Here is a 22,911-nt window from a genome sequence, read left to right as displayed (position 1 = left end):
CGTGGACAAGCGGTTTGAGATCGTCGACTCGGGGCATCTTCACTCCGTGATGGACAGGCCGGCCGCGGCATCGGCGCCCACGGCGAGCCGCGTGCGGATCATCGCCGAACTGAGCACCGTCGTCCGTGATGCCTCGAGCCGACTCTCACGAGGAGACGTCGCCGGCACCGCGGCCACCCTGACCTATTACTCCGCGATCGCCATCGCGCCGTGGTTGCTGTTCGCCGTCTGGAGCATCAGCTGGTTCGACAACGCTGACGAGGTCCAGCAGCGACTGCTCTCTTTGCGCGTGCTGATCCCGCCGGACATGGGTGCGCGATCGGCCTATGACGCCCTCGTCGATGCGGGTGTACACGCCGGCCTGCTGAGCGCACTGGTGCTGATGTTCCCCGCGTCGTTCTATGGCGAGGGGCTTCGTCGGTCGGCGCTGCTGCTGTCGCCCACGCAGGCGCCGGGCACTGAACAAGACGGAGCAAAACGGAGTTCGACCCTGGGGGCCTGGCGGGCGCGCGCCACCGTCCTCGCCCTGTTCGTGGTGGTCCCGCCGCTGGCGTGGATCTATTCGACGATCGGTGAGCAGCTCATCGGCCTCACCCCAGAAGGTGGTGGCGGCGGTTTCGGCGACCTCGTCCTGCGTTACTACCTGGGCTTCCTGACGACCTGGCTCATGCTGACGGTCGTGCTGACCTGGGTTTTCCGCCATGTCATGCCGGGAAGCCCGCGGTGGCGCGTCGCGCTCGTCGGGGCGCTCGTCACTGCGTCGATGCTGGCCGGTTTCCTCCAGGGTTTCGCACTGTTCCTTTCCATCCCGATCGATGTCGGCCTCCCGTTCGCAGGATTGACGGTGGTGGGCGGGGTCGTCGCGGTGGGCTTGTGGTTGTGGATACTGCATATGGTGCTGATCGCGGGATGGTCGCTCACGCGCTCGATCGACTCCGCGGTGGACAGTCGAGGCAGCACGCCGACCGGGAAAGGGAGATCTTGAGCCAGATTGTCGTGATCGGCGCCGGTGTCGGAGGTTTGGCGGCGGCAGCCCGGCTCGCAGCGCAGGGTCACTCCGTCACCCTGATCGAACAGGCACCCTCGGTGGGCGGGAAACTCGGCGTCGAGCACGTCGACGGATTCGTCTTCGACACAGGCCCCTCACTGTTGACGCTCCCTCAGGTGCTCGATGATCTCTTCGCGGCCATCGGTGGGGCCACCACCGCCGACGAACTACCGCTCCGGCGGCTCGAGATCGCCTGCCGCTACACCTTCCCCGACGGCGTCGTACTCGACCTGCCCGGCGAGGTGACCGAGATCCCGAGCGCACTCGACGCCGCGCTCGGGCCCGGCCGAGGCGCGCAGTGGAGTGCGTTCTCCGAACGGGCCGAACGTATCTGGAACGCCACCGTGACACCCTTCCTGGAATCGCCGATCGATGTGCGGACGATGCTCCGACTCTCCCGGCGGCTTCGCGACCTGATGACCATCGCACCGTGGAAGTCTCTGCGCGGACTCGGCACGTCCTACCTGGCGGACCCTCGGCTCCGCATGCTACTGGACCGCTACGCCACCTACACGGGGTCCGATCCGCGGCAGGCACCCGCTGCTCTGGCCAGCGTTCCGTACGCGGAACAGGCCTTCGGCTCCTGGTATGTCGACGGCGGGCTCGGCCGTATCGCCGCCGTGTTGCTGAGCCGCGCGCAAACACTGGGTGTGGAGGTTCGGCTGGGCACCCAGGTCACCGAGATCCTCACCGATGCGACCGGGGTACGCGGAGTGCGGCTATCCGATGGCTCCGTGACCGATGCCGAGTTCGTGGTGGCCAACGCCGACGCCCAGCAGGTCTTCAACGACCTGCTCTCCCCCGATCAGCCGGGGGCGCGCGCGGCGGCTCGACGACTTCGCCGCACCACACGGTCGCTGTCGGGGTTCGTGCTGTTGCTGGCACTCGATGATCCTCCGAACGATCAACCGCACCACCACGTGCTGTTCGCCGAGGACTACGACGAGGAGTTCGACGCGGTGTTCGGGCGCAATGGCAGGCCGCGTCCGGTTCCCCGCCCCACCATCTACGTGAGTGCGCCGGCCGATCATGCGCTGACGCCCGACGCTCGGACCGGGGCCTGGTTCGTCCTGGTCAACGCGCCGCCGCATGACCCTGCGGGCGGCACCGACTGGGACAAACCCGGCCTCCGTGAGGAGTATGCCGACCAGATCCTGGACCTGATGGCCGCTCGCGGCCTGGATGTGTCCGCGCGGATCCGGCACCGGGTGATCATCAGCCCGGCCGACCTCGAGCGGCGCACGCTGACTCCCGGCGGGTCGATCTACGGCACCTCGTCGAATGGTGCGCTGGCGGCGTTCTTGCGGCCCTCGAATCGGAGTCCGGTGCCCGGCCTGTATCTCGTCGGCGGATCGTCTCATCCCGGTGGGGGTCTGCCCCTGGTGATGATGTCCGCGGCGATCGTCGCGAACATGATCGGCGTGGCCGACTGACGGCCGTTATCGGCGGAGCTGCAGGTGCACGGCAACCAGCAGGTGCACCAACCCGGCCACCGCCAGCAGCCCGGCTGCGATCGAATACAGCGTCGCCAGGCTCGCCCCGTCGATCCACGGCACTACGGTGACTCCGAGTTGCCTTGCACACCAAACGATTCCACTACTCGCCGCGGCGAACGAGGTGACGATCACCCGCGAGGGTCGTTCCCACCACGTCAGTGCACCGGGGCCTTCCATCCCGGCTGCCTGAGCGCTGGCGCGTACCGACTCGAGCATCAGCGTCGCCACGGCGAGGCCGACACCGAGCCACACCGGGGCGCCGAGGATCACGAGGGTGAGTATCAGCAGTAGATCCGAACAGCGGTCCGCGAACGAATCGAGCACCCGACCCCAGCGCGACGCGGTGCCCGTCCGCAATGCGATTGCCCCGTCGACGCCGTCGAGCACCGCCCCCACCAGCACAACCACCAGCGCGAGCAACGGCCACCCGGAGCCGGCGAGCGCAATCATGGGAACAGATGCCGTAACCAGAACCCCGAGAACCGTCGCAGCGCTCGGGCTCACACCCGCCCGGATGAGTGGGCTCGCACAGGCGTGCGCGACGCGCACCCAGCCCCTGATCCAGACCGAGCCAGCCGGGTCGATACCGCCGTGCAAACGCGACCACCCCGCGAAAGCATCCTCACGGGAAAACGTCGACGTCATGGACGGTGGGTACCTTGTTTGTCCGAAGCCCAAACCAGACAACGTCATCCGTCGCGGCGGCCGGCAGCAGTTTTACCAAGCCCGACAGAGGGGTTTGCGGCTGCTTTTCGCGTCAGTTCACATTCGAGAAAAGCCGATGAGCGTCACATTCCGTAGATTGCGGATCAGGTGGGGCCTGGTCACCGCGATTGCGACCTACGGCCGGTGCGACACCTGGGTGAACAATGCCGGGGCCGCGAGCTCGGTCACCATCGCTGACACCGGGTATACCGGTCGTGGCAAGATGGGCGGTTGGTCGAGACAAAGCCCCACCTCGACCCGCCATCGCTAGCACCGTTCTTTGGAGTCCCATGCCTGACGACGAGCAGACCATCACCGATATCCATATCGCGATTGCCGATCTGGCACGTGGCCTGCACGGAAGCGATCAGCAAGCGCTCGACGAGGTACTCGGAGGCGTGGTCACGGCTGCGGTCGAGAACGTGGCGGGTGCCGAACACGCCGGGATCACCGTCACCACCAACCGGGACTCGTTGAGCACTCAGGTCTCGACTGATCCGCTGGTCGACACGCACAACAAGATCCAGGTGACCCACCAGCAGGGACCCTGTCTGGAGGCGGCGTGGGAAGAACCCGTGGTGCGGGTGAACGATCTGACGACCGAGACCCGGTGGCCCAAGTACGCCGCCGACGCCGTCGCGATGACCCCGTTCCGCTCGATCCTCTCGTTTCGTCTCTATACCCACAGCGAGACGCTGGGGTCGATGACGTTGTACTCGCTCACGCCCAACTCATTCCCTGATGACGCCGAAGAGATCGGACTCCTGTACGCGGCACACGCTGCCGTCGCATGGGCGGCCACCGAGCGTGGCGCGCAGTTCCGCAGCGCCCTGGCCAGTCGCGACATCATCGGGCAAGCCAAGGGCATGATCATGGAACGCTTCGACATCAATGCGGTGCAGGCTTTCAATCTGCTACGAAAGCTGTCCCAGGACAGCAACACTCCGCTTGCAAAGCTTGCCCAGGACCTAGTCCACAAGGATCACCCACCGGAGTGACGCTGCCCGCCGGCTCGCGGCGAGCTCTATGATGTTGTCCCGCAACGGCATGTAGCTGCGTGGAGAAAGTTGTTGCGAAACGACAGGTGTTTTGCAAGGATGTTTTCAGGTTGAAAACCAGCCGCGCCCAGCGCTGGCAACCACTCCTGCGTATCCAGCGCCTCCCCATCCACAGTGAGGGGCGTTTGCAATGACGACGTCACAGTTCGTTCTCGACCATTCAACCTCCGGCCGTCCACGTTCGGCGATCACCTCGGACGACCACGCCGGTGTAGCCGTTCTGAACGTGTACGGCGACCTCGACCAGGCGACCGAGCCCCGGTTCGTCCAATCAGTCGACTGCGCCATGTCCGCATCCCCGTCCGTCCTGATCATCGACCTGTCGGACACCCGGTTCCTGGGCTGTGCGGGCATGGCCGCACTCCTCATGGCAAAGGAAAAGGCCCAGGCCAACGGGATAGGGTATGCGGTCGCGGCCGTCGGACCGACGACCGCACGGCCCATGCACGAACTCGGCTTGTCCACGGAAATCGCGATCTACCCGACCGTCGCAGGCGCGTTGCGGGCCACGCGGGAAGCGACGCCGAAAGACCCGCCGACACCGCCGCTCGCCGAGGCCGGGGGCACACGATGAGCCTGCAGGCACCCCGAAAGTCCCCGACCGAGGATCGAACGTCCGAGTCATCGGGCCAAAGAGCGCGCTCACGCGACGATCGGGTGACACCCGACGTGCGCTGGCCGAGCCCGAGCCCTCTCGATTCGTGGTGGACCCAGGTGATGACGGGCGGCGAGCCGAAGGACGGCTGAGACTGTCAACCCTGCGCGGCCGCGACGATCACATTGGTCACCGCCTCCGGCCGGGAGACGAGTGATGCATGGGCGGCGTCGACCTCATAGGTGTGACCGGACGCAGCCCGCGAGGCCATGAAGCGTTGCAGCGCAGGCGGAATGACCCTGTCCTGCCCGGACACCAGATACCAGCTCGGGACCTTCCGCCAGGACGGCGCGCCCGACGGTTCGAGGTTGGCGACCAAGGCTGTCGACTTCTGGTGCGCGAACATGTCCGCGGCGACCGCAGGCGTGACGTCCTGGGCGAAGATGTCCCGGAAGTACTCGCGTGCGATGTAGCCGTCCACGTTCTTGCCTGCGATGCCGGTCTCGTCGTCGACGACCTTCAGTTGCAACGCGGGCGGCAGCAGCCGACTGCCGGGGAAAGTGATCGGGTTGAGCAGGCCCTGCACGAACTCACCCTGCTGCGGCGCGAAAGCGGCGATGTACACGTTCGCCACCACGTCCGGGTCGTGGGTGTTGGTGATGACTGCGCCGCCGTAGGAATGCCCGACAAGCACGATCGGGCCCGAGATCGTCGACAGCTGCTTCTCGAGGAGAGTTGAGTCATGGGACGGGCCACGGAGTGGGTTGTCGAACAACTGCACCGGATATCCCTGCGCAGCAAGCTCGGTCGCGACGTCCTTCCAGCCCGACGAGTCGGCGAAAGCTCCATGCACCAGCACTACGGTCGGTTTCGTCGTTTCCGCTGACGCCGGCGCTGCCGACAGCCCGAGTACCGAGACGAAGAGAGCGACGAGAGTCGCGGTGAGCAGCGACCCGCGGACCGGTGGTCTCGAAGCGGTGGGTGACATGGCGATCCTTTCGATGGAGATCCAAGGTGGGGATCACCTTATGCGCGACTGCTCGCGGTCACCTGATCCTGCGCGCACATCCCTGTTCCCACAGCGCACCGGAGTACGACCCTGCCGTGGAACGGCTGTCGGCTAGCATCGGCGACCAGCTACCACTGAGCGCACGAAGGCCGGCAGAACGCCGGCGCTCGGCGTCACCCGAGGAGGAGAGTCTTGAAGCTCGCAGGCGTAGGAATCTGGAGTTCGCAGTTGCGTTACGGCGATCTCACCCAGTCCGCGGACGCAGCCGCCGAGCTCGACGAGTTGGGGTTCTCGGCGTTGTGGATCCCCGACGTGGGCGGCCCGGTGTTCGATGCGGTCGCCAATCTCCTGCAAGCGACCAGCAAGACGGTCATCGCGACCGGCATCCTCAATCTCTGGATGCACGAACCGGCCGATGTCGCGGCGCAGTACACCAGCCTGACCGGCAAGCACGGAGACCGGCTGCTGCTCGGCATCGGTGTCTCGCACGCGCCGTTGGTCGACTCGGGCAATCCGGGCCGGTACAAGAAGCCTCTCGCGGCCACCGAAGCGTTTCTCGAGGGACTGGATACCGCCGAGGAGACGGTGCCCGTCGAGTCACGTGTGCTGGCCGCCTTGGGCCCGAAGATGCTGCGCCTGTCCGCAACTCGTGCCAACGGGTCGCATCCCTATTTGGTCACCCCGGACTTCACCGCCACGGCCAGAGAAACCCTGGGCGAAGGTCCGCTGCTGCTGCCCGAGCAGACCGCGATCCTGACCACCGACGCCGACCACGCCCGCTCCATCGGCACCGAATGGCTTCGGAACTACCTGCAACTGCCGAACTACGCGAACAATCTGCTGCGGTCGGGGTTCACCCAGGAAGACATCGACACGGTGTCGGACCGGTTGTTCGACGCGATCATCGCGTGGGGCGACGAGGCCGCCATCGCGCGCCGGGTGGATGAACACCGGTCGGCAGGTGCCGATCACGTCTGCGTGCAGGTGCTCGACACTGATCCGCAGGCCTATCCGCGCGAGCAATGGCGGCGGCTGGCGGCCGCCCTGAACTGACACCGACCGGAGGGGCACTGAAGAATTCCCCGTGGTTGCCAGACCATACAGTTGCCCGCGCATGTATGGTCAGGTCATGGTTGCCTCTTTCACCGAATTGGCCCGGGTAGACGGCGGCGGACTGGTCGCCGCCACTCCGGGTCCCGATCTCGCTGAGGCCGGATACGACGAGGCCGAGTTCGTGGTGCGCGGCGAGGCGAGAGCCTTCGAGGTCGCATCACCTGAAAGCGGCGACCATGTGGCGGCGACCGGCGTCGCTGATTTCTGCACCCGCGCGCTGGTGCGACAACCGGCCGACAGCGCACGTTGCAGCGGCAACGTGGTCGTGGAATGGCTCAATGTGAGCAGCGGCTCCGATGCCGGTCCCGGATATACCTACCTCGCAGAGGAATTGGTCCGGAACGGCGACATCTGGGTGGGCATCTCCGCCCAGTACGCCGGTGTCGCCGGCGGCCAGGGAACAGTTGGACCCCCAGGGTCGACACCGGCGCCCGGCCTGATCGGCCAGCAGCGGTACCAGGAACTGTCCCACCCTGGAGATGCGTTCTGTTACGACATCTTCACCCAGGTCGCCGGGGCACTCGGGAGTTCGCAAGGCCCCCTCGAACATGTCGACATCACCTGTTTGCTCGCGATCGGAGAATCTCAATCCGCTCTCGCACTCACGACCTACGTCAACCGCGTGTCCCAGCTGGACAACATCTTCGACGGATTCCTGATCCACAGCCGGGCTGCCGCAGGCCTGCCGCTGCACACACCTGACCGCGCGATCGACCTGTTACCGGTCTTCCGGGAAGCGGCGACGCCGATTCGTGACGACCTCACCGTCCCCGTCTTCGTCGTACAGACCGAGACCGACATCCTGGGCGACTTCCGCTATCACGATGCGCGACAAGAGGATGGGCCGCTGTTCCGTTTGTGGGAGATAGCCGGCAACGCTCATGCCGACCGTTACCTGGTCGGTCCGTTCGAGGAATTCCTCGGATGCTCGGGTCCGGTGAACAGGGGGCAACAGCGGTTCGTGTTGCGTGCCGCGCTCCGCGCACTGACCCGTTGGGTCAGGACGGGTGAGGGTCCCGCGCGGGCAGAGCGCCTGCTCACCACGAAGGCCACCGAGGGTGAGATCCGTTTCGAGACAGACGGTGTGGGCAATGTTCGCGGCGGTGTGCGCACTCCCTGCGTCGACGTTCCCGTGGCTGTCCTCAGCGGCCTCGGGCGAGACAACGAGTCCCGGATCTGCCGTCTGTTCGGCAGTACCGATCGAATCGAGCCGGCAGTGCTCGCCCAAAGATATGACGATGTCGATGACTACCTGCGGCAGTACACCGCCGCGACCGACGCCGCGATCGCCGCCGGTGTCGTCCTCGAATCCGACCGCGACGAACTCCTGGCCGATGCCGAACCCGACGCCCTGACCTGAGGTCCACTCAGTCGATCGACGTCAGGACGCGGCCGACCCCGGCCGAAGAAAATCGGTGATCGCCGCGCGTACGTCACCCGCCATGACGCCGCTGATGTGACCACCGGGGTACCAATGCACAGCGCCACCCCAATGCGCATGCAACCGCTGCGCCGCGGAAACGGACGTGACCCGATCGTTGAGAGCCGCGACCACCAACCGTCGCTCCGGGGCTGCAAAAGGTGTGACCGCCAACGGATCCACCGCAGATGCGACATCCCGCACGGCCTGCGACCGGAACAGTTCCGCGAGGGCGCGGCCCCGGTCTCCCCCGCGGACGAGATGGTGAGCCATCGTCTCGTGCAGGTCCAGCATCGGCACCACCGCCAACACGGATTCCACGCTGGGTTCGAGGCCGGCGATCAGTCCTGCAATCGGCCCGCCCAGCGAGATCCCACCGACAGACACCGGGGTGTCGTCCACGGTCGCCATCCACTGGATCAGCGCCCGCACCTCTGCGACTGCCCGCACCGTGAGTTCCACGTTGGTCAAGACGTCGAAGCTGGGATAGACCCCGCCTCGACGGCGGCGCAGACCATGGCCTGGCAGCACCGGAAAGACGACGTTGTATCCGAGTTCGTGCAATTGCGCAGCACGCAAGGACAGGAGATCGTCGATGCGTCCTTGACCGGCGCCGTGCACCCACAGCAGCCACGGGTGCCCCTTGTCCTGGTGGACGAGCATGCGGGCGGTCGCGACCGAATCAGCTTCGGATTCTTCCGCGCCCGCGCGCATCGAATACACAGGGGCACAGGTGAAGTCGATGCGATCGTAGGACATGCCCCCGAGATTCCTCCGGAGCTTGCGCGTGATCGACAGCTCGGTCGGCGCGAGGTTGACCCCTACTCCCCGAGCTTTCACCGCGACGGCCTCGCGGGCACACTCGTTCACGTAGGCCCGCACCACCTGCTCATCGGGAACCGCCCGCAGCATCGAGAACGCTGCTATGAAGAACTCATCGAGCGCCGACTCTCCTACTGTCCGGACTCCGAAGGACGACGGGGGAATCGAGCGGTGCGGTGATCGCCGACTTGCCGTCCGAGCACCGACGACCGCACGAGGCATCACCTCGGCGATCAGGCTGAGCCTCGTGAGGGACGACTCGAAGCGATCGGTCCAACGGTCTCGGCCGTCGCTGTCGTCAGATGTGGTCACGGCGAGACGTTTTCGTGTCAGCGAGGCCCCGTGCGGCCAGGGTATGCGTCAGTTCATCGAGTGCTTCGCTCATCCGGCCGAGAAAACGCGCAGGGTCGGGCATCGACTCCGGCGTGGTTATCAAACCCAGGGAAAGGACTCCCGCGTAGCTGTACGCGGTCAGGTTGACATCGGCAGGCGCGATGGCCAGCGCGAACGATGTCCATGACTCGACCTTGATGTCCCCGACCCAGCGGGGCTGCCTCGGTCCCGGCATGTTTGCCGTGGTCACGTTGTTCATGACCCGAGGGGCGATCGGCGCCGCGATCGGGCGGGCACGGGGCCCCAAACGTCCTGTGTAGGTGGCCATCTGATCGGTGAGTTCGAAGCCCACCGCCCGGCGCAGGGCCACGGATGCGGAGCAACTCTCCGCAGTCTTGCGCACCCGTTCAATGGGGTCGGCAACCTCCGTGTGGAGATAGGCTGCAGCCGTTGCCAAATCATTGCCCTCGGTTCTGGTCGACGTCAGGTCCCGGCACACCCCGAACATCGCCACCGATGGACGGGAGCTCATCTCGTCCCGAGCGATCATCTCCTGGCGGACCGCAGCAGCAACAATCCCATGGAACACACCGTTGACCGTGGTGCCGGTCGCGACTGCTGCACGCTGAACGTCGGACAGCCTCAACGTACTTCGTGCGCATCGGCGGCGATGCGCACTGGGTGTGCTGAAACTGGTGCGCTGCGCACCCATGAAACGTGGCACCAGAGCGCGGCGATCGAACCGGCATGCCGCGCGGGCCGTGCGGGCGACGCCGACGATGACCGACGGCAGATCTGCGATCAGCCGCAGGGTGTCACGGCGCGCCAGCGCACGCATCCGCCGGCGATCGAGATCCCGTCCGTCCGGGGCGACGGAGCTCGGCCCTGGAAGTGGGTGGCGCTGCGGCAGCGGACCACCGGCAGACTCGGTGGTGGCGTGGAGGAAGCAATTGAGCGCCGCCAACCCGTCGGCCACCGCATGGTGAACTCGCACCACCACGGCCTGCTTGCCGTCGGCAATTCCGTGGACCAAGGTGAGGGCCCATAGCGGCCGCTCACGCGGCAGCCGCCTGGTTGCGAGTTCGGCGAGCAGATCGTCGAAGGGCTGGTCGCCCGGGCCATCCAGAGTCACCTCCTCCAGGTGCCGGTCCAATCGGAAGTCGTTGTCGATTACCCAAAAGGGCCTCGCCCGGTGCCCACGGATCGAGACCACGCGCTGCGTCGCCCTCGGGAATGCGCCTAGATGGTGAGCCAAGGCGGCGCGGATCTCGTCGAGACTCAACGGGCTCCCGCGATGTCCGGTGTCGAGGATTGCGAGCTTGAGCGTGTGCATCGGGGTCGTCACGGTTTCCATGTTCAGCATCAGGGCGTCCGGCCCGGACATTCTCTCCATGATCCCTCGCCTCCTCTGCTGCAGGCGCATGCCGGCATCTAGGTTTCGCGTTTATACGAAAGACATTCGTATTGAGTGACCATAACAAACCCGGCCTCGACGATCGGAATTCGTGGCCCACATCACCTCGGGGCATGGGCGTCAGCCCCCACGGGCGCAGGCTCAGCCGACAACCGCCGCGGTGACCGCACCACGCAAGATCTGCTCAAAGACGTCGTCCGCGTTACCAAAGACAGAGAAAAAGCCGGACAACTGCAGGGTGACGAACCCGCTGATCGCGGCGAAAAGCGCGAGTTGGGTCTGCAGAACCCGTTCATCGGCCACCCCCGCGGTGCGGATCATGACAGCGAGCGCCTCACCCGCTTCTGCACTCGCAGCCGAAAACGCCGCGGTGTCGGCAGGGACTCGGGTCAATGACCTGCACCGATGAGGCCATTGTGCGGCGTAGTCGACGAACACGCGAGCGAGTACCCGCAGACCGTCCACCCCCGTCCGGCCCATCGCGGCCCGTTTGGCCAGGTCGCCGAGCTCACGCATGGCACGCAACTGCAGTTCGTTCTTGATCTCGTCCAGGCTTTTCACGTGGTTGTACAGTGACGACACCCGCACGCCGAGACTCGAGGCGAGCGCTGTCATCGTGAGTGCGTCCGGGCCGAGTTCGTCGACCATCTGTTGAGCGGCCGCGATGACAGCCTCGTGGTTCACTCGCCGCCGACGTGCTGCCGGTGCAGTCGATTCTTGTTCAGACACCGTCATCGGCCGACCTCCTGTACGAATGGCTTTCGTACAGGTACTTTACCTCTTCACTCTGACGATGCCGCCGGACCCCACTTTGCCGCCACGACTCCCCACGGGTCGGCGTACGAACCGGGATAACCGCGATACGGGGACCTGCGGGCGAGGATTGCGCGCGCCAACCGCGACGTCGGCCGCACCACGTGACGTCTCCACCCGGCCGCTTGCCGGGTGTCGGCCATGAGGTCGGCAAACGAGTGCCGCTGGAACGCGAGAACTCGCTGCGACGACTCCGTGTCCATCCAGTCGGTGGCGAACCAACTCGGATCGTTGCCCGGGTCGCCCGGTCTCCCCGCCGGAAACCCGCCGGACAGACCAATGGCTGCCGAGGTCGCAGAGGCGATGTCGGACTGTCGCAGCCGATGGCTGTCATCGCCACCGATCAGATACACAGCCGGTTCTTCTTCGATGCTGCATGCGTTGACGAATGCCGTGGCCACATCGCGTACATCCACTGTCTGGATACGTCCGTCAGCCGGCAGTGACGCCTCGAAGAACACGGCGTCCGGGTTGATGGTCGCACCCAGTTCCGCGGTCAGCACCCCGCCGAGTCGCAGAATCACCCAGTCCAGTCCGGAAGACCGGACGATGTCTTCCGCGGCTGCTTTCTGGGTGCCGTAGACATCCGCCGGGCGACGAGGCGTCTGCGCGGTCAGCAGTTCCGTCTCGCGGTGGGGGTTGCGTGGTCCGTACACCGCAACGCTCGACGCTTGGACGAAACGCGGCGGCACGGGCATCGCCGACGCGGCGCGTACCAGATTCTCTGTTGCACCGACATTGACCCTGTGGGCGAGGTCGGGACGTGCGTAGCAAAGAGGAGGGATCACCGCCGCCAAATGGATGATCGATTGTGGCGCGACCGACGTGAGCAGCTTCTCGACGTCGGCGAAGTCGGTGAGATCGGCCCACCACGTCTGCGCCCCCGGCCTTTTCAGTGCGGCCTTTCGGTTCGCGGGTGATCCCAGATCTGTCGCCACGACGTTGTGACCCCGGCTCACCAACTCGTCCACCACGGACGAGCCCACCAAACCGAAGGCACCCGTCACCAGAACGGTTTGAGCGGTGGTCATGGCGGGCTCGCTTTCCGTTGATCCGTCGACTGCGACCACACCATACATCGGCGAGAAAATGTATGGTCTACCCGTGTACGTCGAGGCGAACGGAGAACAACACGGGTCGCCGAACCGGTCGGCGACACCGTGCTTCTCGCCCCTTCTCAGCAGGGCAGGTATTGGCGGGCATAACGTCCGACACCGCTCGCGGCTTCGGGCAGATGATGCTCAGTCGTCTCGACATCGACTGGCAAGGGGCAGGATTCGACCAACAAGCGGGGACCCACCTCGCAACGCGGAAGATCTACGAAACTACCTCGCACGATGACTGGGGCCTGCGCTCATGCATCCGCGGGCGGACCGATGACGTGCCCCGATCGGCAACTCGTGGTGGAGGACATACGGATCGAACGTATCGAAGGCGTCCCAACCGACGCATCCCCCTCGGGTCCGCCAGGCGGACCAACTCCGCAACAATATGGGGAACGGGGGATGTCGCGCAAGCGAACACGCCGAAAGTTTTCCGATGACGACAGATCACGACGGCAGTATCTGTCGCACCCGCGCGGCCTCTCGCGTGAGGTGGTCGCGTTCTCCGACACTGGTCGCCAGCCGGGACGCTTCCGAATACAGCGCAGCAGCCCGCCGGAAATCACCTGCTCGTTCATACAGGTAGGCCTGCGCCGCGGTATGGCGCGGTAGATCCGGGCTCACGTCGGACAGGGCTGCCAACCCCGCCTGCGGACCGTCCGCCTCCCCGACCGCGACCGCACGGTTCAGCCGGACCACGGGACTGTCGGTGAGAGCCACCAATTCGTCGTACCACTCCACGATCTGAACCCAATCGGTCTCGGGCGTGCTCGTGGCGTCGGCGTGCAGCGCGGCGATCGCCGCCTGTGCCTGGTATTCACCGAGGCGGTCGCAAGCCAACGCGGTCTGCAGGATCATCACGCCCTCGGCGATCAGGCGCGAGTCCCACTGCGACCTGTCCTGCTCCGCCAGCGGTATGAGACGTCCCCCCACCCCCGTACGGGTCTCGCGGCGGGCGTGATGAAGAAGCATCAACGCCAACAGGCCCACGACCTCCGGCTCGTCGGTGAGCGCGACGAGCTGGCGCGTGATTCGGATCGCCTCGGCCGCCAGGTCGACATCCCCGCTGTAGCCCTCGTTGAACACGAGGTACAGGACCCGCAACACGGTGTGAAGGTCACCGGGCTCATCGAGCCGATGGCCGGCGATCCGCCGCTTGGCCCGGCTGATCCGTTGGGCCATCGTCGCTTCCGGGATCAGATACGCCCGCGCGATCTGTCTCGTCGTCAGACCACCGACCGCCCGCAGCGTCAACGCCACGGCCGATGCCGGTGACAGCGTCGGGTGTGCGCAGAGGAAGTAGAGCGCCAGGGTGTCGTCCACAGCCGACGCCTGCCCGGGTGGGGGTTCGAGGTCCACCGCGACCTCCCGACCGCGACGCGACGAGTCGGAGCGGGCGGCGTCGATGAATCTGCGCCACGCAACCGAGACCAGCCACGCCTTCCGATCGCGGGGTGGATCGGCCGGCCAGACGTCCAAGGCCTGGATCAAGGCCTCCTGCACGGCGTCCTCGGCCGACGCGAAGTCTGCTCCACGACGGACGAGGACGCCGATCACTCCGGGAATCAGTTCCCGCAGCAGCGCAGGGTTCACTCGGTGACAGTCGTCGGGGCTGTGAGGAAAGGCCGAACCTCCAGCCACTCGTGGATCGGCTCTCCGCCGGCGCCGGGTGCGGCTGAAAGTTCGCCCGCCAGCTCGTACGCGCGTTCCTGCGACTCCACATCGATGACCATCCAGCCGGCGATGAGGTCCTTTGTCTCGGCGAACGGGCCATCGGTGACCGGCGGACGACCTTCGCCGTCGTATCGCACGAACGTGCCCTCCTGCGACAGTGCCTGCGAGTCGACGAACTCGCCGGAATCCCGCAGTCGATCAGCGAAGTCGTTCATGTATTGCATGTGGGCATCGACCTCCTCCGGTGTCCATTCGTCCATCGGGGTGAAGTTGATTCCTGGGCCACCGCGGTAGTGCTTCAGCATCAGATATTTCATGGCGATTCTCCTTCGTCATCGCGACCCCTTGTGGCCGCTCGTACCACTGGGACGGAGCCGACGCCCCATTCTCGACATGGTTGCGGATAATTTTCAGCGTCGGACACTCATCGCCAGATGACCCCTATCCCGGCAGCCAGCAACGACAGTCCGCCGACTGCGAAGAAGAGTGCGCGGGGCACGGCTTCCCCGGTACGTCGCTGCCGGGCATTGCCCATACCGAGCACGCCGCCGAGCACCACCAGGATGGCCAACTTGATGCCCACCTTGAGGTAGTTGATGTCGGTGCCGGCGGGCCACGGCGCAGCGAGAATCGCGCCGCTGATGAGCGACACCAGCAGGCCATAATCCATGACCCGAGTCGTACGCAATCGGCGCGTTGCCACTTCGGTGGCCCAAGCACCGAACGTCACCGCGAAGCCGATCAGATGGACCCAGATGACCACGTTCCGCAAGGTTTCCATGCCCTGTCTTCTTTCGACTCGCCGATGGCGGCCTGACCTGCAGGCGCCAGTTTCAGTTAGACTGTAACTCGTGCGGAAGCGTTGTCAACATGGCCGATGAACAGCTCGGACCCCGCCCGTTGCGGCAGCCCGAACCGGCCCGGTCGACCCCTACGCCGAGCGCGGCATTTCTGCTGACGGTCCTCGGTCGCCAGATCCGTGACCGGGTCGACGCCGCGTTACAAGGCGAGGGCATCGCGGTCCGCCACATCTCTGCACTCGGCCACCTGTCGCGAAGTCCGGGACTGTCGTACAGCGAACTGGGCCGTAGGGCGGCGGTGACGCCGCAGAGTATGCAGGCGACGCTGAACAGACTCGAGGAGATCGGCGCAGTCGAGAAGATCGGCGACGGTGGCCGAGGGCGCAGCGCGAAGCTTTTCGTCACCGACGAAGGACAACGCCTGATCGGCGTCGGGATGGCGTCCTACGCCGAGCTCGATCAACTGCTCGCCGAGTATCTCGGCCAGGACGTGCTCCGCGAGCTGACCCCCTCGCTCATGCGAGCGTTCCGGGCATTCGCCGCCGATTCCGAGGTCCGTTGAGGTTTCCGCGCCCCACCCCTTCGGCCTCCTACCCGACCCGTTCGTACGCACGATCTCGAGTCCGACGTGATACTGGTAGATGCAAGGCAGGAAGATCCCTGCCGCATGACGAACATGGAGACGAACGCGATATGAACGCAAAGCAGCCGACGATCATCTACACACTGACAGACGAGGCGCCGATGCTTGCGACCCACGCATTCTTGCCTGTCATCCGTGCGTTTGCCGATGCTGCCGACATCAAGGTCGAGTCCACCGACATCTCTGTGGCCGCCCGCATCCTCGCCGAGTTCAGCGATCTCCTGCCTGAAGATCAGCGGGTGCCGGACAACCTCGGCGAGCTGGGTCGACTGACGCAGCTGCCCGACACCAACATCATCAAACTGCCGAACATCAGCGCTTCGGTGCCACAGCTGCTGGCTGCGATCAAGGAACTCCAGGCGAAGGGTTACAAGCTTCCCGATTTCCCGGGCAACCCGAAGACGGACGAGGAAACCGAGATCCGGGACCGGTACACCAAGTGCCTCGGCAGCGCGGTCAATCCCGTTTTGCGAGAGGGCAACTCAGACCGGCGCGCGCCCAAGGCGGTCAAAGAATACGCACGTAAGCATCCGCACAGCATGACCGAATGGTCGCCTGCATCGCGGACCCACGTCGCGCACATGCGCAAGGGCGATTTCTACCACGGCGAGAAGTCGACCACCGTCGACGGTGACCGTGAAGTGAAGATGGAACTGCTCACCGACAGCGGCGAGACCATCGTCCTCAAGCCCAAGGTCTCGCTGACCGACGGCGACGTGATCGACAGCATGTTCATGAGCAAGAAAGCGCTCATCGAGTTCTACGAAGAGCAGATGGAGGACGCCTACAAGACCGGCGTCATGTTCTCGCTCCACGTCAAGGCGACGATGATGCGGGTCTCGCATCCCATCGTCTTCGGCCACGCCGTGCGGGTCTTTTACAAGGACGCGTTCGCCAAGCACGGTGACCTGTTCGAGGAACTCGGCGTCAACGTCAACAATGGCCTGTCGGATCTCTACGACAAGATCGAGTCGCTCCCCGCGTCCCAGCGCGAGGAGATCATCGACGACCTGCACAAGTGCCATGAGCATCGCCCCGAACTCGCCATGGTCGATTCGGCCCGCGGCATCTCGAACTTCCACTCCCCCAGCGACGTGATCGTCGACGCGTCGATGCCCGCGATGATCCGCGCGGGCGGCAAGATGTGGGGCGCTGACGGCCGGCCCAAGGACACCAAGGCCGTCAACCCCGAGTCGACCTTCTCCCGCATCTATCAAGAGATGGTCAATTTCTGTAAGACCAACGGCGCGTTCGACCCGACAACCATGGGCACCGTCCCCAACGTCGGCTTGATGGCACAGAAGGCCGAGGAGTACGGCTCACACGACAAGACCTTCGAGGTCCCCCAGGGCGGCACCGCCAACATCACCGACCTCGCCACCGGAGAGGTCCTGCTGACGCAGACCGTGGAAGCCGGTGACATCTGGCGACTGTGCATCGTCAAGGACGCGCCCATCCAGGACTGGGTCAAGCTCGCAGTCACGCGCACCCGTGACTCCGGGATCCCCGTGATCTTCTGGCTCGACCCGTACCGTCCGCACGAGAACGAGTTGATCAAGAAGGTCAACAAGTACCTCAAAGACCACGACACCGACGGCCTCGACATCCAGATCATGTCGCAGGTCCGTGCCATGCGGTACACCCTCGAGCGGGTCGTGCGCGGCCTGGACACCATCTCCGCCACGGGCAACATCCTCCGCGATTACCTCACGGACCTGTTCCCGATCCTCGAGCTCGGCACCAGCGCCAAGATGCTCTCCATCGTCCCACTGATGGCAGGCGGCGGACTGTACGAGACGGGCGCCGGCGGATCCGCGCCCAAGCACGTCAAGCAGTTGCTGGAAGAGAACCATCTGCGCTGGGACTCGCTCGGTGAGTTCCTCGCTCTCGCCGTCAGCCTCGAAGACCTGGGTAAGAAGACCGGTGACGCGCGCGCGACGATCCTGGCCAAGACGCTCGATGCGGCGACCGGCAAACTGTTGGAGAACAACAAGGGACCCTCGCGCAAGGTCGGCGAGATCGACAACCGCGGCAGCCAGTTCTACCTCGCCCTGTACTGGGCGAAGGAGCTGGCCGAGCAGACCGACGACAAGGATCTGCAAAAGCACTTCGCCGCATTGGCCGAGACGCTGAGTACGAACGAGGACACCATCGTCCAGGAACTGGGCGACGCGCAGGGTGAGCCCGTCGACATCGGCGGCTACTACTTCCCCGACCCCGAGGTCACCGCTGCTGTGATGCGCCCGAGCAAGACCTTCAACGAAGCACTGGGGTCTGCACTGAAGTAGACACTCGGCCTACAGCTACGCAACTTGTCGCGATCTGCCCCGCTTCCAGCACGCTGGAAGCGGGGCAGATCCGTACGGGCGGAGCAGCTCTCGCTCATTCGGTCACCGCACGCACTGAAGTTTGTGCTTAGCCACGCTAATGTGAGCCGTGATTCGTACACGCCGGCCGGCCATTCGTCTGCTCCGATTGTTGACGGCAGCATCAGCACTCATCGCCACCGGTGTCATGTTCCCGGCGACTGCCCACGCCGACCCGGCGCTTGGCTCCGACCCCCACGTGACGTCGCTCAGCCACGTGCAAGGCAGCCTCTGGGAGATCACGGTGCACTCCCCGGCCATGGGTGCCGACATCCCGTTCCAGCTGATTCGGCCGTCCGGCGCCGTTCCCGGCGCGCCGACCGTCTACTTGCTCAACGGCGCCGGCGGTGGCGAGGACGGGTCGGGATGGGTGGAAGAGACCGACGCCCTGCAGTTCTACGCCGACAAGCGCGTGAACGTCCTGATTCCGCAGCGGGGTTCGGGGACGCTCTACACCGATTGGATCGCCGATGATCCACAGGTTGGCCGCCCGATGTGGGAAACCTTTCTCACCAAGGAACTGCCACCCGTCATCGACGCTGCGCTGAACACGAACGGACGCAACGCCATCGTCGGCTTGTCGATGTCAGCGACATCGGTCCTCGACCTGGCCACTGCGGCTCCCGGCCTGTATCGATCGGTCGCGTCGATCAGCGGGTGTGCGCAGACCAGTACCCCTGCGGGTCAGGCCGCGGTGCGCGGTATCGTCTACTCGAGCGGCGCCGACCCGGACAACATGTGGGGCCCCGCGGGTTCTCCCATGTGGGCGCAGCACGATCCCCTGCTCAACGCCGAAAAGCTGCGTGGCACAGCGCTATATCTATCCAGTGGCGACGGCAGGGCCGGAAAGTACGACAACGCGTACTCGGCGCCACCGGGGGCGCCGCCGGTCGAGAACCGGATCGTCGTCGGCGGAGCCATCGAGGCCGGCGCCCGCTTCTGCACCGAAGCCATGGCGGATCGTCTGGCAGAACTGTCGATCCCGGCGACCATCCACCTCCCCGCCACCGGCACTCACTCCTGGCGGTACTTTCAAGACGAGCTGCACCGGTCCTGGTCGACCGTCGATGCCGGACTCCGCGCAGGGCGTTAGCAGCGGAGTCCGGCGCGTGTCTGAGTCATCGGCCAACGTTGCATACGCGTGCCAGAGTGACCCGAGCAGACAATTTACGCGGAGCATCCACGGTGCGTGGAAACTCGACGGGTAGTGTCCTCAGAATCATGGACGGAGTCGATGTCATCGTGTCGCACTGGGCTGTTGCCCGGCCGGAGCTCGATGTGTCGGCACTGAAGGTGTTCGGCCGGCTGCACCGGAGCTTCCTCGTCTACCGGAGCGAGATCTCCGAGACATTCGACAAGTTCGACATCACCGAATCCGGTTTCGACGTGCTCGCCTGCCTGCGGCGTTCGGTGCCGCACCATCGCCTGACAGCGGGTGAACTCGCAGAACAGACATTGGTCACCACCGGTGGACTGTCATTGCGGGTCAAACGCCTCGAAGACGCCGGACTCGTGACCCGTTCGAAAGACGCCGGCGACGCCCGGGTGGTCTATGTCGAACTCACCGATACCGGCAGCGCACTCGTCGACCGGGTGGCCGACGAACATTTCGCGAAGTTGCAGACCATGCTCGGAGAGCTCACCAAGGACGAGGCATCAACCCTGGCAGGTCTCCTCACCAAGCTCGAGACGTCGGTGCGTTCCGTGCTGGACGACGACGTCGACGCAGGCATTTCCGGCTGACGATCTGCTCGCAGGACGCAGTTTCCGAAAAAATATTCTCCGCGCAGTGACCACTGCCACATGTGGTGTGACCTGCATCTCTCCTGTTTCGGAGGCGTAAAAGCGACGTTACGAACGTCTGTACAGGGGTTTCTGGCGTTGACCTCTTAGCGCTAAGGGATTACAACTGTCTTAGCGCAAAGATAGTTTGCGTCCGACGCGTGAAGCGTCGAGACCCATCTCGTCGGAACGGACACCGCATGACCCTCGCCGTGAACGCACCAGCCGACCCCGCTGCCGCGGGTGTCGACGCCGCGCACGATCTTCCAGACCGCATCTACGTGGCGGGCCGCTGGGAGGTCGGGAGCGGAGCAGTCATCGAATCCGTCGATCCGTCGACCGGGCGAATCTTCGCGACCTTGCATGCGGCGACCACCGAGACGGTGGACATCGCTGTGCGCGAGGGCTTGTCCGCCGCCCGCACGAGTGGGTGGGCAGCGATGCTGCCACACGAACGGGCAGCTGTGCTTCATCGGATCGGCAATGCGATCGACGCCGCACGCGATCGGATCGCGGCACTGCAAACGCTCGACACCGGCAAGACCCTGACCGAGACCCGTGCGCTGGCGACCAGTGCTGCCAACACCTTTCGCTACATGGCAGCGGCGCTGGAAACGATGGACGGGGCACTCACCACGCCTCGGGGTCCATGGCTGACGATGTCGACTCACCGTCCGATGGGCGTGGTCGGTGCCATCACCCCCTGGAACTCACCGATCGCTTCCGACGCTCAGAAACTCGCTCCCGCGCTGGCCGCAGGCAACGCTGTCATCAGCAAGCCGCCGGTCTGGGCGCCCTGGGTGACCTTGCTGCTGGCCCGGTTGTGTGAGGAGGCAGGCCTGCCACGCGGTGTGCTCTCCGTGCTTCCTGGCCCCGGTCGTACGGTGGGCGAGGCGATCGTCCGGCACCCCGACGTGGCCAAGGTGAGCTTCACCGGAGGCACCTCCACAGGCAGGCACCTCGCGCACGTGGCCGCGGACAAGCTCATGCCGATCACCCTGGAACTCGGCGGCAAGTCGCCGACCATCGTCTTCGAGGACGCCGACGTCGAGCGAGCGCTGCAGGGCGTCCTGTTCGGCATCTTTTCCTCCAGCGGTCAGAGTTGCATCGCCGGATCACGAGTATTCGTACATCGCAGCATCTTCGAATCCTTCACCGATGAGCTTGTCAGGCGAGCCGGCCGACTGCGCCTCGGCCCCGGAACCGATCCGCAGACCGCGGTCGCACCGATGATCTCACTGCAGCACCGCGACTCGGTCGCAGCGATGGTTGATGCAGCAACCGATGCCGGTGCGCAGGTGCGCCTCGGAGGCGCCATTCCGGACGACCCGAGGCTCGCCGACGGCAGTTACTACCCGCCCACCATCCTCACCGATGTCACAAACACCGCTGACATCTGCAGGCGGGAGGTCTTCGGCCCCGTCGCCGTGGTGCTCCCGTTCGACGACGAGGCAGACGTCATCGACCAGTCGAACGACAACGACTTCGGCCTCGCCTGCGGGATCTGGACCGAAAACTACCGGCGGGCACTCCGCGTCGGCGATGCGATCGACGCGGGCACGGTCTGGATCAACACCTACAAGCAGTTCTCGATCTCGACCCCGTTCACCGGTCTGCGGGACAGCGGTCTCGGCACCGAGAAGGGTCGCGACGCGATCCGCCAGTACTCCGACCAGAAGAGCATCTACCTCGATCTGACCGAAGCACCCCTGACCTGGGGCGCTCCCACCGAAAGGACCTGTCCATGACCACCTCCACGCCCGCAGCCACCGGCTCCGCGCACCCCTACAGCCCGGCATACGCCGTCGCAGGCTTCGGCTTCGTCTCCGGCGCACTGTCTGTCGACGAGAACGGACGTGCGGTCGCAGGGGTCGAGCCGGCCCTCGACGCCGCCGTCGCTCGCCTCACCGAGAGGCTGGGAACGATCGACATGACGCTCGACGACGTCGTCAAGACCACATACTTCGTCACCGACGTATCCCTGCGTGACGCCGCAAATCGTCACTACGAGAGCATCTTCGCCGCACCTCGCCCGGCTCGATCCTTCGTCGAGGTCGCCGCGCTCCCCTACGGAGCCACCGTCGAGATCGAAGCCATCGCCCACCGGGCATGACACCTCCTCACGTCACGAACACCCACCCACCGAACGAAGGGACATCCGCAATGACCACCTCCGAGAAGACCACCCCCGCCGGGTCCACCACCGACCTCGAGCAGCAGATCGATGCCTGCATCGCAGGACGCGAAAGCCGTTACGAGGACTGGGACACCCTGGGCTTCCAGGCTGCCAAGGGCGGAGATCGCTTCAAGCGAGCGCAGATCCGCTACATCGGCTCCGGCGCCACCGGCAATCACGACGGCGACAACCGCACCCTGCCCTCCGAGCACTTCACGTTCTCGAACATGCGGCTGCCGGCAGGAGCCGTCGGTCCGGAGCACACCCACCACGACGTCGAAGAGGTCTTCTTCGTCCTCGAAGGTGAACTGGAGGTGGCCGTGCACGACGTCGAGGACGGCACCAAGAAGGCCGTCCGCCGACTCGGCTACCGCGACCTGATCCGCGTCCCCGCGGGTGTGCCCCGCAGCCTCGCCAACGTCGGCGAGGTCGACGCCCTGTTCTGCGTCATCATCGGAGCCCCCAAGCCGCAGCTGCCCACCTATCCCCCGAGCTCGGAGATGTTCGGCGTCACCCGCTGAACCATTCGCTCAGACAACGA

23 protein-coding genes are annotated in these 22,911 nt (G+C 65.3%); 14 read left to right on the top strand and 9 right to left on the bottom strand.

The features are described 5' to 3' along the window. Position 1 precedes the first annotated feature (1 nt). Both J3S28_RS17420 and J3S28_RS17415 read left to right on the top strand, forming a co-directional pair. Positions 2–985 (top strand): YhjD/YihY/BrkB family envelope integrity protein, encoded by a 984-nt coding sequence (locus J3S28_RS17420; RefSeq protein ID WP_307797220.1) that lies wholly within the window; start codon positions 2–4, stop codon positions 983–985. Then, the gene (locus tag J3S28_RS17415) at positions 982–2,481 is read left to right on the top strand and encodes a phytoene desaturase family protein (protein WP_207841982.1); all 1,500 of its coding nucleotides are present in this window, start codon (positions 982–984) and stop codon (positions 2,479–2,481) included. Before J3S28_RS17420 ends, J3S28_RS17415 begins: the two co-directional genes overlap by 4 nt. Positions 2,482–2,487: 6 nt before the next feature. On the opposite strand, the gene J3S28_RS17410 is transcribed toward J3S28_RS17415, so the two are convergent. Beyond that, positions 2,488–3,189 carry a CDP-alcohol phosphatidyltransferase family protein gene (locus J3S28_RS17410; RefSeq protein ID WP_207841981.1) on the bottom strand — a complete coding sequence of 234 codons (702 nt, stop codon included), beginning with the start codon at positions 3,187–3,189 and terminating at the stop codon, positions 2,488–2,490. Positions 3,190–3,325: 136 nt separating this feature from the next. Here J3S28_RS17410 and J3S28_RS17405 point away from each other — a divergent pair, with 136 nt between their 5' ends. From J3S28_RS17405 to J3S28_RS17395, 3 genes are all read left to right on the top strand, one after another. Further along, on the top strand, positions 3,326–3,520 hold the full coding sequence (locus tag J3S28_RS17405; RefSeq protein ID WP_207841980.1) for a hypothetical protein: 195 nt from the start codon (positions 3,326–3,328) through the stop codon (positions 3,518–3,520). A 19-nt stretch (positions 3,521–3,539) separates the two neighbouring features. Beyond that, positions 3,540–4,247, top strand: a complete 708-nt coding sequence (locus J3S28_RS17400; RefSeq protein WP_207841979.1) for a GAF and ANTAR domain-containing protein — start codon at positions 3,540–3,542, stop codon at positions 4,245–4,247. Between the two features lie 190 nt (positions 4,248–4,437). Next, positions 4,438–4,881 (top strand): STAS domain-containing protein, encoded by a 444-nt coding sequence (locus tag J3S28_RS17395; protein WP_207841978.1) that lies wholly within the window; start codon positions 4,438–4,440, stop codon positions 4,879–4,881. Positions 4,882–5,059: 178 nt separating this feature from the next. Here the strand turns inward: J3S28_RS17395 and J3S28_RS17390 are convergent, their stop codons facing one another. Next, positions 5,060–5,890 (bottom strand): alpha/beta fold hydrolase, encoded by an 831-nt coding sequence (locus tag J3S28_RS17390; protein WP_207841977.1) that lies wholly within the window; start codon positions 5,888–5,890, stop codon positions 5,060–5,062. 213 nt (positions 5,891–6,103) lie between these two features. Here J3S28_RS17390 and J3S28_RS17385 point away from each other — a divergent pair, with 213 nt between their 5' ends. Together J3S28_RS17385 and J3S28_RS17380 are read left to right on the top strand one after the other, a co-directional pair. After that, positions 6,104–6,964, top strand: coding sequence for an LLM class F420-dependent oxidoreductase (locus J3S28_RS17385; RefSeq protein ID WP_207841976.1), 861 nt, complete (start codon positions 6,104–6,106; stop codon positions 6,962–6,964). Between the two features lie 76 nt (positions 6,965–7,040). After that, the gene (locus tag J3S28_RS17380) at positions 7,041–8,384 is read left to right on the top strand and encodes an alpha/beta hydrolase domain-containing protein (protein ID WP_207841975.1); all 1,344 of its coding nucleotides are present in this window, start codon (positions 7,041–7,043) and stop codon (positions 8,382–8,384) included. Between the two features lie 21 nt (positions 8,385–8,405). On the opposite strand, the gene J3S28_RS17375 is transcribed toward J3S28_RS17380, so the two are convergent. The 7 genes from J3S28_RS17375 to J3S28_RS17345 form a co-directional block, all read right to left on the bottom strand. Beyond that, entirely contained in the window at positions 8,406–9,578 is a 1,173-nt protein-coding gene (locus J3S28_RS17375) for an alpha/beta fold hydrolase (RefSeq protein WP_307797218.1), read from the bottom strand. After that, complete coding sequence (locus J3S28_RS17370) at positions 9,565–10,992, bottom strand: wax ester/triacylglycerol synthase domain-containing protein (RefSeq protein WP_207841974.1); 1,428 nt, start codon at positions 10,990–10,992, stop codon at positions 9,565–9,567. The genes J3S28_RS17375 and J3S28_RS17370 overlap by 14 nt, the downstream gene beginning before the upstream one ends. Before the next feature lie 162 nt (positions 10,993–11,154). Next, complete coding sequence (locus tag J3S28_RS17365) at positions 11,155–11,748, bottom strand: TetR/AcrR family transcriptional regulator (RefSeq protein WP_207841973.1); 594 nt, start codon at positions 11,746–11,748, stop codon at positions 11,155–11,157. A 47-nt stretch (positions 11,749–11,795) separates the two neighbouring features. Further along, entirely contained in the window at positions 11,796–12,857 is a 1,062-nt protein-coding gene (locus J3S28_RS17360) for an NAD-dependent epimerase/dehydratase family protein (protein WP_207841972.1), read from the bottom strand. 519 nt (positions 12,858–13,376) lie between these two features. Further along, on the bottom strand, positions 13,377–14,522 hold the full coding sequence (locus tag J3S28_RS17355; protein ID WP_207841971.1) for an RNA polymerase sigma factor: 1,146 nt from the start codon (positions 14,520–14,522) through the stop codon (positions 13,377–13,379). Further along, a complete protein-coding gene (locus tag J3S28_RS17350; RefSeq protein WP_207841970.1) occupies positions 14,519–14,920 on the bottom strand; it encodes a YciI family protein in 402 nt (133 codons plus the stop codon). The genes J3S28_RS17355 and J3S28_RS17350 overlap by 4 nt, the downstream gene beginning before the upstream one ends. A gap of 107 nt (positions 14,921–15,027) precedes the next feature. Next, on the bottom strand, positions 15,028–15,384 hold the full coding sequence (locus J3S28_RS17345; protein WP_207841969.1) for a Fe-S protein: 357 nt from the start codon (positions 15,382–15,384) through the stop codon (positions 15,028–15,030). Positions 15,385–15,473: 89 nt separating this feature from the next. Between J3S28_RS17345 and J3S28_RS17340 the strand changes: the two genes are divergently transcribed. From J3S28_RS17340 to J3S28_RS17310, 7 genes are all read left to right on the top strand, one after another. Next, on the top strand, positions 15,474–15,965 hold the full coding sequence (locus J3S28_RS17340) for a MarR family winged helix-turn-helix transcriptional regulator (protein WP_237341716.1): 492 nt from the start codon (positions 15,474–15,476) through the stop codon (positions 15,963–15,965). A 131-nt stretch (positions 15,966–16,096) separates the two neighbouring features. Continuing rightward, entirely contained in the window at positions 16,097–18,334 is a 2,238-nt protein-coding gene (locus J3S28_RS17335; protein ID WP_207841968.1) for an NADP-dependent isocitrate dehydrogenase, read from the top strand. Positions 18,335–18,524: 190 nt separating this feature from the next. Further along, on the top strand, positions 18,525–19,505 hold the full coding sequence (locus J3S28_RS17330) for an alpha/beta hydrolase (RefSeq protein WP_237341715.1): 981 nt from the start codon (positions 18,525–18,527) through the stop codon (positions 19,503–19,505). A gap of 128 nt (positions 19,506–19,633) precedes the next feature. Next, positions 19,634–20,155 (top strand): MarR family winged helix-turn-helix transcriptional regulator, encoded by a 522-nt coding sequence (locus J3S28_RS17325; RefSeq protein WP_207841967.1) that lies wholly within the window; start codon positions 19,634–19,636, stop codon positions 20,153–20,155. A 239-nt stretch (positions 20,156–20,394) separates the two neighbouring features. Continuing rightward, entirely contained in the window at positions 20,395–21,942 is a 1,548-nt protein-coding gene (locus J3S28_RS17320) for an aldehyde dehydrogenase (protein ID WP_207841966.1), read from the top strand. Then, positions 21,939–22,307 (top strand): RidA family protein, encoded by a 369-nt coding sequence (locus tag J3S28_RS17315; RefSeq protein WP_207841965.1) that lies wholly within the window; start codon positions 21,939–21,941, stop codon positions 22,305–22,307. The genes J3S28_RS17320 and J3S28_RS17315 overlap by 4 nt, the downstream gene beginning before the upstream one ends. Before the next feature lie 50 nt (positions 22,308–22,357). Next, entirely contained in the window at positions 22,358–22,891 is a 534-nt protein-coding gene (locus J3S28_RS17310) for a cupin domain-containing protein (protein WP_207841964.1), read from the top strand. Positions 22,892–22,911: the final 20 nt, after the last annotated feature.

The sequence above is a fragment of the Williamsia soli genome, from assembly GCF_017377795.1.
GTDB classification, from domain to species: domain Bacteria; phylum Actinomycetota; class Actinomycetes; order Mycobacteriales; family Mycobacteriaceae; genus Williamsia; species Williamsia soli.
This window is presented reverse-complemented; position numbering and strand designations above follow the sequence as displayed.